The sequence below is a fragment of the Moorena sp. SIO3E8 genome (genome assembly GCF_010692445.1).
Taxonomy (GTDB): domain Bacteria; phylum Cyanobacteriota; class Cyanobacteriia; order Cyanobacteriales; family Coleofasciculaceae; genus Moorena; species Moorena bouillonii.
This window is the reverse complement of the sequence record NZ_JAAHHM010000002.1, coordinates 72,907-86,066: the sequence shown is the minus strand read 5'-3', so window position 1 is coordinate 86,066 and position 13,160 is coordinate 72,907. Positions and strand designations below refer to the sequence as shown.

Genomic DNA, 13,160 nt, shown 5'->3' with positions numbered 1-13,160 from the left:
CGACTCCCGACTCCCGATTCCCGATTCCCGACTCCCGATTCCCGATTCCCTAATACTTTGACTGCTCCTATGCCTCAAACGCTCAATGTATTTATGTAAAAGATTATTGCTGTAATCACATATTGTGTGACAATAAAGTTAGATTAGATACAAAACGAACTGACTACAGGTTTTGTATAAGCAATACTATGACATTATTAACTACTAATCAAGTTCTTAAACAACTTAAGCAAGGACTGTCGTTACAGAAAGCCGAGCTGAGTCATATTGATTTACAGGGGTTGAATCTGGATCAGGCTCAGTTTGCCCACGCTTACCTACGTAATGCCAATCTCTCGGGAGCATCTTGTCAAGAGACAGACTTTACTCAAGCCAATCTCAGCTGGGCCAACCTATCGGGGGCGACTTTGGTTTATGCCCGACTCTCAGGAGCTCAACTGAATTGTGCTGATTTGGAGGGGGCGAATCTCCGAGGGGCTTGGGCAACAAAGGCTAAGCTTTGTGGAGCAAGACTAGATGGGGTTGAGGCGTCCTTAGCCCAGCTGCAAAAGGCTGATTTGAGAGAAGCAACTGGGAAAGGGATAAGCTTTATCAATGCCAATCTCAAGATGGCCAATTTAGGAGCTGTGAATTTCCCTGAGGCTAATTTCAGTGGGGCAACCCTTGATCTAGCTACCTTAGAGGCGGCTAAGTTAATCGATACTAAGTGGCTTGGTGCTGATTTGGAACGGGCAAATTTAAGCCGTGCTAGTTTACTCAGAGCAGATTTAACCTCTGCTAATCTGATTGTTGCTAATCTCAGAGCTGCTGATTTGACCGAGGTAATTTTGCGTGGTGCTCAGTTGCTGGAGTCAAGTTTGGAAAATGCCTTATTAAACGATGTTGATTTAACTGAAGCGTCTTTATTTTCTGCGAATTTAGAAGGGGCTCGCTTATCTAAGGTTAATCTTAAAAATGCTGATTTACAGTACGCTAATTTGGAGAATACTATTTGGAATGGTGTTGATTTCTCTAACTGCGAGGTGGCCGGTGCGGTGTTTACCGATGCTAAAGGATTAAGTGCTCAACAGTGCCAATGGCTTAAGCAAAATGGCGCGTTGAATGTTCCTTTTGGGTAACAGCAACCTAAGCTATAAGCTATCAGCTATCAGCTGATAGCTTATTTTAGTCAAAGGTGCGCTTGACCCATGAAGAATTAAATTCGCCAAGGTCAAGCGCACCTAAAAACTATTAAAATCATTCCATTATTAAGCAACGCCTAATTTTTAGATTTTTGCCACCCCCTGATCTACAGATGACAGACTTATTAACAAAGCTCAACGAAATATTAGGGCAATCAATGTAGCTGTTGATAATCCTGTGCGTTGGCTAATATAATCTACACAAATGGATAATAACGATGATCATTAAACCCCAACAGGAAATTATAAAACAAGGATATCAAGCCTTAGTTGATGCTTTAGGAATGGTTGATGCAATTCGGTTTATTCAATATTTTAACTGGGGTCAAGGTGATTATACGCAAGAACGCCATCAGTGGCTAAACCAAAAGCCATTAAACGAGATTATAAACTCAATCAAGGAACAACAAGATGACAGCAATCAGTATGATGAAATTCTTAAATAATGAAGTTATAGGGTTTATCGTAGCTATGAGGTACAGATTATTTTTTACCTCTTCCCTCTTTCGACTTTTGTATTCTATGCTCCCTGCTCCCTGCTCCCTGCTCCCTGCTCCCTGCTCCCTAAAATCTATAAATTTGCACCTTACTAGCTTGAAGGCGTTATAGCATTTATAAATGAGATGTAAAATTAGGCAGTATTTATTTCTTTAACCATAAAACTCCGAAGCTATTTCCCCTCTTAGATTTACCATTTTCCATACATATAAATGACTACCATAAGCCTGTTTAAAACCTATATAAAAACCCTAGATATTTCATAAATATAGGGTGATCTGTCCCCATTTTACCACACGTCTTAAAATTCCCATAGTTCCAATAAAAAGCAGCAATCACTGGTATAATTATCCAGAAAGTATTTAAAGAAATAACTTAGAACTGAATATGGGTCAACTACCGCACACTGACCCTACTGGGTACAGTGTGGGCTTGAATCAAGCCTGTTGACCAGATGGCCTGAGACGAGACGAGGATTTCTGGCCTCGCCTCAGGCAGCCGTTAGTAGCAAGGGTTAAAGTTCGTACCTTGGGATGCGTGCCAGTTCCAAGCTCTACAACCGGGTCATTAAACAGGTCATTCGGAAAAGCCAGTGTGATCAGGAAAGTACCGAGTACTAACAACGTCGAGGCAAACCTTACCAAGAAATTGAGAGGTGCAGTAATGTACGCCTTTGTTCTAGATAAAAACCTTAAACCCCTTGATCCTTGTCATCCAGCACGGGCAAGAAAGCTGCTCAATAACGGACGCGCCAGGGTGTTTAAGCGCTACCCGTTCACCATCGTACTGCTAGACAGGACGGTGGAGGATTCAGTTACCCATCCCCACCGACTTAAAATTGATCCAGGCTCCAAGGTCACGGGAATGGCAGTAGTCCAGGAACAATCCTACCGGGTGACCCATGCCTTAGAGATCGAACACCGAACAGAACAAATCAAGAAGGCTCTCGACTCTCGCAGAGCCTTAAGACGAGGGCGACGTAACCGGAAACTAAGGTATCGCAAGCGAAGGTTCCTGAATCGGATTCGCCCAGAAGGATGGCTTGCTCCTTCGATAGAAAGCCGGGTGGCCAACGTCGAGACATGGGTCGGGCGAATGATCAGGGTCTGTCCAATCTCCGCGCTCTCAATGGAATTAGTACGGTTCGACATGCAGAAAATGCAGAACCCCGAAATTAGGGGCGTTGAGTACCAGCGAGGTGAGTTGTTCGGTTTTGAAGTAAAGGAATACTTACTCCAGAAATGGGAAAGAAAATGTGCTTACTGTAGCGCCAAAGAAACCCCCCTTGAAATCGAGCATATCCAAGCTTTGAGCAAGGGTGGCTCGAACCGAGTCAGTAACCTCACCCTAGCCTGCCGCCCTTGCAATCAAGCCAAGGGGAATAAACCTGTTGAGGCATTTCTCAAAAAGAAACCCGACGTGCTCAAGCAGGTATTGGCGCAAGCATTAGCCCCATTGAAAGATGCGGCGGCGGTTAATTCCACCCGATGGGAATTGCTGAGGAGACTGAAAGGGTACGGGTTCCCTGTGGAAACGGGTACTGGTGGTCGGACTAAATTCAATCGCAAACTCCGCAACATTCCTAAAACCCACTGGACAGACGCGGCTTGTGTTGGGGCTTCTACCCCCGAAAGACTACTACTTAAAGGGGTCAGACCTCTGATCGTCAAAGCCAAGGGTCATGGGAGGCGGCAGCGATGTCGAACCGACCGATATGGCTTTCCTATAGCCCACGCTCCCTCACAGAAGTTTTTTATGGGGTTTCAAACGGGGGATTTAGTAAAAGCCGATATCCCGTCTCGGAAGTACGCAGGGAAGTATACCGGACGAATTGCCATTCGCTATAGGCCAAGCTTTAAGCTGAGCACATTAGAGAAAAGCTTTGATGTACATCCGAAATACCTAAAAACCATTCACCGAGCGGACGGCTATGAATACAGACTATAAACGGACTCGCTACCGCTCGATTTTTTTGTTGGCGGTAATTCCCCAGACGCTAACCCTAACGGGTATAGGCGTCCGCCCCCTTACCGCTATTTTAGGTGGAAGAAAGCTAGTAATCACCCTCACCTTAGGTTGGGCCAGGGCAATGGCGTTCCCCCTGGGTTGGTTAACCCTAGCCATGTCGGGAAACTATGCCTTGGCTGATATTGTTCCGGATGGCACATTAGGTTCAGAATCGTCTGTGGTGATACCTAATACCAATGTCCGAGGAAAAATAGCAGATAAAATCGAAGGTGGCGCAACACGAGGGTCTAACCTATTCCACAGTTTTCAGGAATTTAATGTAGGGGAACTACAACGGGTTTATTTTGCTAATCCTTCTGGAATTGAGACTATTCTAACCCGGGTAACTGGAAGTAATCTCTCTAATATTCTAGGCACTTTGGGAGTAGATGGGCCAGGGAATCTGTTTTTGCTCAATCCTAATGGCATTGTGTTTGGACCGCAGTCGAGATTAGATGTAGCTGGTTCCTTTTTCGCCTCTACTGCCAATAGCCTGGTCTTTGCTAATGGGCAGGAGTTTAGTGCCACATCCCCACAAGCCCCGCCACTGCTAACCATTAATATTACCCCAGGATTGCAGTATGGCAAGTATGACCCCAGGACAACAATTCAAAATGCTGGGAATTTAGCAGTAGGACAAGATTTAACTCTAGCTGCAGGCAATCTAGATTTACAGGGTCAACTGGAGGCTGGTAACAATTTGACTCTATTTGGAGAAGATACGGTTAGCATCAGCGATAGTGTAGCGCAACCCTTTATTGCCAATGCCGGTGGTTTGCTGCTAATTCAGGGGAATCAGTCCATTGATATTGCTGCCCATAACCATACCGATAGTGGTTTATTCGCTGGTTCTGATTTACGGTTGCGTTCGCGTAGCGTGGCCATTCGCGCAGCGTGGCCCAAAGGCCAAGGCCAATCGCCGGGTCCCATAGCAGGGGATGCTCACTATACCGCTGGCGGCAGTTTCAGCATCGAGCAGTTGGATGGATCACCGGGAAATTTAGTCAGCCCCCATGACCCAATTATTCTGGCCAATGGAGATGTCAGTTTAGGAAACTATACCGGAGCCTCACTCCATATTTTGGCAGGAGGGAGTGTTACGGTTGGAGACCTGGAGATTAACTCTACCGATACCGCCGACAATGCCATTAGTCCTGATAACTCCAATCCGTTCTTGGCAAGTTTGGCCAATGTTACCTTATCGGACCAAGTCGGAACGTCTGTCGTAATTGATGGTAGTAACCAACCTACCTTAGATATTCGTGCTGGCATAGATTGGACATTACTGGGAGGTTTTCCAGGAAATGTGGATACAGGAAACCTTGCTCCTAATGTGGTTACTGGTGCAACTGGTGCTGATATCACGATTGGTGACATCTCGATTAATGCTCCGAATGGACTGGTATTGTTAACCAATCAGTATCAACCGAACGGAACTAATCCTACTAACAAGCTGGAGATGGGAACACTCCGCACCGATGACAATTTCGGTAGGTTTGTGGGAAATAGTGGTGATGTGATTATCGATTATCGAGGCGGGATTGAAATAAGCGAACGCATTGATGCTTCTTCGGCTTCTGGGACAGCAGGGGATATTACTGTGGTTACAAATGGTCAACTATCCCTTAACGGAAGTTTCATTATTAGCAACACCTTCGGCACCGAAAAGGGTGGGGATATCACTATCGATACTGGGTCACTCTTTGCCACAGGCGGTGCTCAGATCGAAACGAGTACCTTTGGTCAAGCAAATGCTGGGAAAATTACCATTGTGGCTGATGACACAGTCACCTTTGAAGGGAAAACGGAAAATTCGGAAAATCGTGAGACTACTGGAATTTTCAACAACATAGAAAGAAACGCTACCGGTGAGAAGAGTGGTGGTATTTCCATTACCACAGGCTCTTTGTTTATGAATGATGCTTTCTTGCAGTCGAGGATCACAGGACAGGGAAATGGTGGTGGTGTAATAATTACGGCTGAGGATCAAGTTATCGTTGACAAGAACATTAACTCAATTCAGACCCTAGTGGATCCTGACGCAATCGGCAACGCAGGAAATATATCGATTGATGCCGAATCAGTCACTATCAAAAATGGTGCTAGAGTCTTAGCTGACACCCTGGGAAAAGGAAATGCAGGCGAGATAACTATAAAAGCTCGCGATACAGTTAGGATTGACGGGATAGCTAAGGCAAACGTATCCAACGGAGTAGCAAATAAGGATAAGAAGGATAATATAGCCAGCGGTTTGCGCTCTCGGGTCGGTCCGGATAGAGAAGACATACCCTTGAGTGAGCAATCACAAGCTGAAGGTAATGGTGGCAATATCACCATAGAGGCAACGTCAGTTTTTGTGACCAATGGCGGTCAAGTAAGTACTGAAATCGATGACAAAGGAAATGCTGGCAACATATCAATTATTGCTGAAGATAAAGTTATCTTTGATGGCGCTGCTAAGAATAAAGTAAAGGGAAAGGAGAATAAATTTTCAAGTATTATCTTCACTCGCGTTAGACCTCAAGCAGAGGGTAACGGTGGCAACGTATTGATTGATGCTGGGTCAGTTGACTTTACCAATGGTGCTCAGATAAATTCTGAAACCCGTGGCAAAGGAAAAGGGGGTGATGTGGAAATAATAGCTCGCGATCGCGTTTTAGTTGATGGAGTCAGCGAGCTGATTGGAGCAGATAGTGCCATAGTTAGTGATGTTCAACCGGATGGCAAGAAGAATGGTGGCGATATTAGCATAACAGTTACAGAAGGTTCATTGGAAATTACTGGAGGTGCCAAGTTAGCATCTGGTACTGAAGGCAAGGGGGATGGTGGTGATGTGATCATTAAGGTTCGTGACCAGGTTTTAATAGACGGAATAGGCATTAATGACGAAGCTAGTCGGATCTTGACTGGTGTGGGACCTAGGACAATAGATGGTGACGGTGGTGATATTAGCATTGAGGCTAACTCCATTGCTGTGACTAATGGTGGAACCCTAGGTGCTGGCACCAGCGGCAGCGGGGATGGTGGAAATATAAAATTAACCAGCAGCAATACAGTAACTGTTGATGATGCACTCATTCAGAGCCGTGTAAATGAGGGAGCTACTGGTGATGGAGGAGATATTGAGATCACTACTTCCTCCCTATCTCTTATTAATGGTGGGCGGGTCGAAGCAGGAACCTTTGGTGTCAGTCAAGCAGCTCTAAATCCAGAGTTAACCAACCAGTCCTATCAAGAATTTGTGCTAGCAGATCAGCCAGTAGCCTACTGGCGTTTAGACGAAACCACTTCAATAACGGCTGTTGACAGTTCTGGCAATGGCTTCAACGGTACTTACAGGAATGGCGTAATTCAGGGCGTTCCAGGAGTATCAGGCACAGCAGGAGAATTTGATGGCAACAATGATGCTGTGGATGTTGGTATTATTGCACCAGGGTCGGAATTAGATATCAGCAATCAATCCTTCACCGTAGAAGCCTGGGTAAAGCCAAACGAACTGAAAGAGCAATCTTATCTCGGGATACATCCAAGCAATAACCGCAACGATGGTAACGGTGACAGTCTATATTTCCGAGTGAGCCGTAAGGGGTCTGTTCGTTTTGGTGACTTTCCAAAGGACTTGGAAACACCAGGTAACATCATCGAACCAGATACTTGGTATCACATTGTAGCTACTTATGACCAAGACTCCAACACCAACACTATTTTTGTGGATGGTAGGGAAGTCAACAGTAACAAGCAAGGTGCTTTTGAAAGTCAAAACCCCCGTGTCTTGATCGGCAATTGGACGAGGGGTAACGGAGGATTCAACCAACCCTTCAATGGTGTGATTGATGAAGTCGCAGTCTATGACAAAGCCTTATCCCCTGAAACCATTACTAGTCACTTTTTATTGGGGCAACTAAATCTTGTATCTCCGGAATCCTTACCTGATCGTGCAGCAAATGCTGGTAAGATTACAGTCAATGCTGATGACATTACTATTTCTGGAGTTAGTCCCACTAATAGTGACATTGCCAGTGGTTTAGTGTCTAGCAGCTCAGGCAATTTCAGTGGTGAAGCTGGTGAAATCACCATCGATACTAATTCCCTGAAGGTTGAGGATAGAGGGGAAATAAACGTAAGCAGTAAGACAGCTCAAGCTGGTGATATCAGAATCAATAGTAATTCCCTCAAGGTTGAAGATGAAGGGATAATAACAGTCAGAAGTGAGAACGGGGTAGCAGGTAATCTGATAATTAATGCTAATTCCCTGTTGCTCAATAACGGAACACTAGAAGCTGAAACTGCTCAAACTCCAAATCCTGGGGAATCAGGAGCGAATATCATACTAAACATATCAGACCTAATACAGCTCAAAAACGAAAGTCTGATCTCCGCAAAGGCTTTAGAAGCTAACGGAGGTAACATCACTATTAATGAGAACCGTAATGATAATCCGAATGATAACCCATTCCTGATTGCTTTCCCCGCAACTGGTTCTAATGGTAGTGATATCATTGCTAATGCTCCCATGGGACAAGGCGGTAATATCACTATCAATGCCTTCAGTATCTTTGGTATTGAAGAGCGCCCAGCTATTGATGGCAATGGCACCAATGATATAGATGCCTCTGGTCAGACAGACAGTGGTATGGTGACCATCAACACTACCAATGACTTTCTGGAACGGGAGCCCAACAGCTTACCCACCGAACCAGGCAAGGCTCAATTTGACCAGCGCTGCCAACCGGGTAATAGTACTGGCAGTAGTTTTGTCAATACTGGACGTGGCGGCTTACCTCCTCGCCCAGGTGAAATCAGCAGCAATACCCTTTGGGAAGATATACGCCGTCCCACTGCCCGTGGACGCTATCGTTCCCCGACTGCACTGGTTAACCCCCCTGTTAAACCCACTACCCCTAAGCCAAAACGGATTATAGAAGCTCAAGGCTTGATGATTGATGCTGATGGCAATATCTTTCTGACTGCTTATCCAACTACCGTGACACCGGATGGATTTCGGCAGGTACCTGGGTCTTGTTATTTGCGCTAGGGAACAGGGAGCAGGGAATTGGGAATCGGGAATCGGGAATCGGGAATCGGGAATCGGGAATCGGGAATCGGGAATCGGGAACACAGATGCAGCGTGGAACAGGCATCTTGCCTGTTTCAATTTCCAGGGGCATCAGGTGTGAAACAGGCATCTTGCCTGTATCCTGCCCAGCATCAAGGGTGGAACAGGCATCTTGCCTGTATTCTGCCTCAGGCAGACAAGATGCCGAACCCACTCATAGTCATCCCGCCCCTCAGCAATGAGAAAAATTTAGATATACCTGACTATTACGATGAAACACCATACTCCATTCAAGAGATAATTTAATAGAAACCCTAGATTTAGCGTCCTCATGCTTCGCGCGACCCTAATTGGCACACAAACCCTAATTTTTTTTCTCCTAAATTTAGTTCTCCCCATTGGCATCCTTCCGGTCTTATCCTATCCCACAACTGTTAAGCCAATTCCTCAAGATTGGTCAGCGTCAGATTTAGTGGAACAAGGCAGAGCATTCTACACCAAAGGTCAGTTTAATCAAGCAGCAAGCACTTGGGAACAGGCAGCACAAGCCTATGAATCCCAAAGGGATAAACTACATCAGGCGATGGCATTGAGTTATCTGTCTTTGGCTTACCAGAAACTGCAACAGTGGTTTGATGCAGAAGATGCGATCGCATTTAGCCTCAAGCTGTTAGAGACCGGAGCAGATCTCAGGGATAGCCCAGACTACCAGCAAATCCAAGCCCAAGCTCTCAACACCCTAGGTAGTTTAGAATTAGCCTTAGGACAACCAGACACTGCTCTAGAAGCCTGGCAATTGGCTACTGAGATTTATCAACAATTAAAGGATGACATTGGCATTACAGGTACCCTAATTAATCAAGCTCAAGCGATGGAAGCCTTAGGACTTCACCGTCGCACCTGTAAAACCTTATTACAAGCCTTAAACCTGGACAATAATTGCGATTTGTCCAATCAAGAAAGGTTTGAAACGGTGCTGCAAACCTTTCAACAAACCCCTGATCCCCAGATTAAAATCCTTGGCTTACGTAGCCTTGGGAATACTCTCCGTCTCCTTGGGGACTTGAAGCACTCTCAGCAAGTGCTTAAGGCAAGTTTGAAAGTAGCTCAACCTCCTCTGGAAAAACGAGAGACCTTACTGAGTTTGGGAGATACAGAACGTTCTTGGTACAACCACTATAAACAATTATACACCAGAAATAACCAGATAGAACAACAAGAAAAAGTTCAAAAAAAAGTTGATGATAAGTTTAAGTATGCTCTAAACTACTATCAAGAATCTCTTCAAGAGTCAAGCAAATTATCAGCATCAACCAGCTTAGATATTGAACCGAAACTACAGCGATTAAGTCTAATCATTGACTTCCACAATTGGTTAGAGACCTTAACGGATGAAGACAAAGATCAAAACAAAACTACAAGGCTCCAAGAATTAAAATATAAAATTAATGACCAAGTCAAGGAATTACTCAACAGCGAGATTACTAAATTACCAGCTAGTCGAACCGCAATCTATGCTCAAATCAATTTTGTCGAAAGTCTGATCACCTATGATCTAAAATCAAACAAGCATCAAGACAATCTTCAGCGGTCATCCTTTATCCTTCAGCCTTACGAAATTGCCCATACATTAGTAAAAGCTCTCCAAGAGGCTCAACTTTTAGACGATAAACGAGCCGAATCCTATGCCCTCGGTACCCTGGGTAAGCTATATGAACAAACTCAGCAATGGTATCAAGCTCAAGAATTTACCGAAAAAGCCCTAACCATAGCTCAAGGAATTCAATCCGATGATATTGCCTATCAATGGCAATGGCAGTTAGGACGAATTTATCAAGCTCTGGGAAAAACTGAAGAAGCAATTACCGCTTACCAAGCAACGGTCAAAACCCTAGATTCTCTGCGCCAAGATTTACTGGCTCTGAGTTCAGATGTGCAGTTTTCCTTTCGGGAAAATGTTGAGCAAGTCTATCGAGAATTAGTCGATTTACTCTTGAAAGACGAGCAAACCGCTCAACCGATCGCAAATAACGCGATCGCAAATAACGCGATCGCAGAGAACAAGCTCAAGCAAGCTACTGCAGCCATTGACTCTCTTCAGCTAGCCCAAATTGAGAATTTTCTGGGGTGTAACCTTTCTGAAATTGTGGAATTGGCGGAGCAAGAAATCGATCCGAGTGCAGCATTAGTCTATCCGATTATTCTGGATGACCGGTTAGTGGTGATCGTCAGATTACCGAAATCAGGAGAATTTATTCACTACACCACTGCTTTACCTAAAGCTAAACTGGAGCAAACCTTAGAAAGTCTCCGTATACAGCTAGAAAGACCTTTTATTTCTAAAGAAAGTCTCGCCTTATCCCAACAGGTTTATGACTGGTTAATTCAACCGGCGGAAGAGTTGCTCGAAGCCAATCAAGTTAAAACCTTAGTATTTGTTCTTGATGGTGGATTGCGCAATGTTCCTATGGCTACCCTTCATGATGGTGAACAGTATCTAGTAGAAAAAGGCTATGCGATCGCACTCATTCCTGGTTTGAGTCTACTGGAGCCCAAACCCTTAGCTCAAGTAGAGTTAAATGCCTTAGCCTTTGGACTTTCAGACATGCGCGAGGGTTTTCGTGATCATGAAGGTTTCGCTAACCTACCCAATGTTAAAACAGAATTAGGGGAAATTAAATCCCAAATTCCCAGTCAGCAATTGCTCAATCAAGACTTTACCAGTCAAAAATGGCAAGAGTTAATCAGTTCAGTGGCATTTCCTGTGGTGCATTTAGCTACTCACGGTGAGTTTAGTTCAGATCCAGACGAGACCTTTCTGCTGGCGTGGGATAAGCGAATCAATCTCAAGGATTTAAGCAATGTCATCCAGAACAGAAGTGACAATAGTTTAGAAGCAATTGAATTACTAGTGCTCAGTGCTTGTAAAACTGCCGATGGTGATAGTCGTGCTAGCTTAGGCTTGGCCGGAGTAGCGATTCAGTCAGGAGCCAGGAGTACTATGGCTTCCCTATGGTTCATTGATGATGACTCTACGGCTAAACTGATGGCATCTTTTTACCAAGAATTAGCTGATTCTGGCGCAACGGTTACCAAAGCTGAAGCCTTGCGCCGTGCTCAAGTTAAGCTCTTAAAAAGCCGTGGTTATCAAGCTCCATATTTCTGGGGAGCCTATGTTTTAGTCGGAAATTGGCTGTAATCGGGAATCGGGAATCGGGAATTGGGAATCGGGAATCGGGAGTAGGGAATCGGGAATCGGGAATCGGGAATCGGGATGAAGTTGCCTGTTGATGATATTTTCGTCAGAACTACCACTCGGAAGTTCCCTACTCCCGTCTTGATGCAATAGCGAGTGGGGGAAACCACGGCAGTCGCTCATGGGGGGAACCCCCAAGACCGCGCTGCCTCCCCAAGACCGCGCTGCATCGCTACTCCCTACTCCCTACTCCCTACTCCCTGTGCTGTACAACAATCAACTAGAGGTTTGAATGCGATCGCACGCAAACCCACCGAACCTAGGAAATCCTGCCAATCCCGTTCTAACCTCAAATCCTCTGGTTTCTGGTACCGTAGTTCAGCTAAGGCTGTCATCGCATCATGCCAAATACCGTGACTGGCATAAACAGCAATACGCTCCCGTGGTGAAGTAGCAGCCTTGAGCTTACTACTGAGGGTAGAGTCTGGTATGATGCGTTTTACTAATCCTTCCACCTTGGGATTCCCAGAGCGGCGGCGATTAACTACAACAGAGAACTGCCATCGATATACCTGGTCAGTTTCTAGAGGTTTGCTCAAGGGAACACGGACAATACCAGGAGTTCCAGATAACCGAATCGTTTCTTGTAGTAGAGAGTGTTGGTTCTGATCGAGCAGTACAAACTCCACCGTCAGTTCAGGAGTAGACTGTTTAGGAACATAAAACCAAAAGCTAGGAGACTCAGCTAAGGTCAGTGCTAAGAAAGATTTCGAGTCATTACTACAGTTGCCAGTTGCCTCGACAATCTCGCTACTGCCAGGGACTATAGCAATCAGCTGATCCGAACACAGACCACGTGATCCTCCTGATGTCCGTTTCGGTGGTCTGCCGACATCATCAAAGCTTTCCTGTTCTGTAGCATTTGGTGGGAGGAAATATAAACGTCCTCCAGCTGTTGTAATCTGATCAGGTCTACCATCACCGTCAAAGTCTAGATCTGGTTGAGCTGATGGAGTATCGGATTTAGAGAAACTATTTGCGGGGGAGTTACTGTTTAGGGCAACAGAGTGCGAACGCGCTCGTAGAGGGTAAATGGTGAAATTAAGTAGTACCCAGACCAGGGTCAAGATCAAAGAAGGTTTGTACAAGGCTAGCTTTTTGTTATACATACTCAGAGGTTTGACAAAAATTAATTTTTTTAAAGGATTCCATAATCTTTATC

9 protein-coding genes are annotated in these 13,160 nt (G+C 45.0%); 6 read left to right on the top strand and 3 right to left on the bottom strand.

All coding sequences use genetic code 11. The annotated features are described in order from the left end of the window. The first annotated feature begins 188 nt into the window (after positions 1-188). The 5 genes from F6K46_RS01035 to F6K46_RS01015 all read left to right on the top strand — a co-directional run bounded on the left by F6K46_RS01035 (position 189) and on the right by F6K46_RS01015 (position 8,721). Positions 189-1,118, top strand: coding sequence for a pentapeptide repeat-containing protein (locus tag F6K46_RS01035; protein ID WP_293055079.1), 930 nt, complete (start codon positions 189-191; stop codon positions 1,116-1,118). 281 nt (positions 1,119-1,399) lie between these two features. After that, positions 1,400-1,627, top strand: coding sequence for a hypothetical protein (locus tag F6K46_RS01030; RefSeq protein ID WP_366510687.1), 228 nt, complete (start codon positions 1,400-1,402; stop codon positions 1,625-1,627). A gap of 25 nt (positions 1,628-1,652) precedes the next feature. Further along, a complete protein-coding gene (locus F6K46_RS01025) occupies positions 1,653-1,790 on the top strand; it encodes a hypothetical protein (RefSeq protein ID WP_293055077.1) in 138 nt (45 codons plus the stop codon). A gap of 552 nt (positions 1,791-2,342) precedes the next feature. Further along, a complete protein-coding gene (gene iscB, locus F6K46_RS01020; protein ID WP_293055075.1) occupies positions 2,343-3,626 on the top strand; it encodes an RNA-guided endonuclease IscB in 1,284 nt (427 codons plus the stop codon). Further along, on the top strand, positions 3,610-8,721 hold the full coding sequence (locus F6K46_RS01015; protein WP_293055073.1) for a LamG-like jellyroll fold domain-containing protein: 5,112 nt from the start codon (positions 3,610-3,612) through the stop codon (positions 8,719-8,721). Before iscB ends, F6K46_RS01015 begins: the two co-directional genes overlap by 17 nt. On the opposite strand, the gene F6K46_RS01010 is transcribed toward F6K46_RS01015, so the two are convergent. Continuing rightward, positions 8,666-8,956: a hypothetical protein gene (locus tag F6K46_RS01010; protein WP_293055071.1), complete on the bottom strand. Its 291-nt coding sequence runs from the start codon at positions 8,954-8,956 to the stop codon at positions 8,666-8,668. The two genes, F6K46_RS01015 and F6K46_RS01010, sit on opposite strands and share 56 nt — an antisense overlap. A gap of 117 nt (positions 8,957-9,073) precedes the next feature. Here F6K46_RS01010 and F6K46_RS01005 point away from each other — a divergent pair, with 117 nt between their 5' ends. Continuing rightward, on the top strand, positions 9,074-11,941 hold the full coding sequence (locus F6K46_RS01005) for a CHAT domain-containing protein (protein ID WP_293055069.1): 2,868 nt from the start codon (positions 9,074-9,076) through the stop codon (positions 11,939-11,941). On the opposite strand, the gene F6K46_RS01000 is transcribed toward F6K46_RS01005, so the two are convergent. Then, on the bottom strand, positions 11,921-12,121 hold the full coding sequence (locus F6K46_RS01000; RefSeq protein WP_293055067.1) for a hypothetical protein: 201 nt from the start codon (positions 12,119-12,121) through the stop codon (positions 11,921-11,923). The genes F6K46_RS01005 and F6K46_RS01000 overlap by 21 nt on opposite strands. A 56-nt stretch (positions 12,122-12,177) precedes the next feature. Beyond that, positions 12,178-13,107: a DUF928 domain-containing protein gene (locus tag F6K46_RS00995; protein WP_293055065.1), complete on the bottom strand. Its 930-nt coding sequence runs from the start codon at positions 13,105-13,107 to the stop codon at positions 12,178-12,180. Between the last annotated feature and the right edge of the window lie 53 nt (positions 13,108-13,160).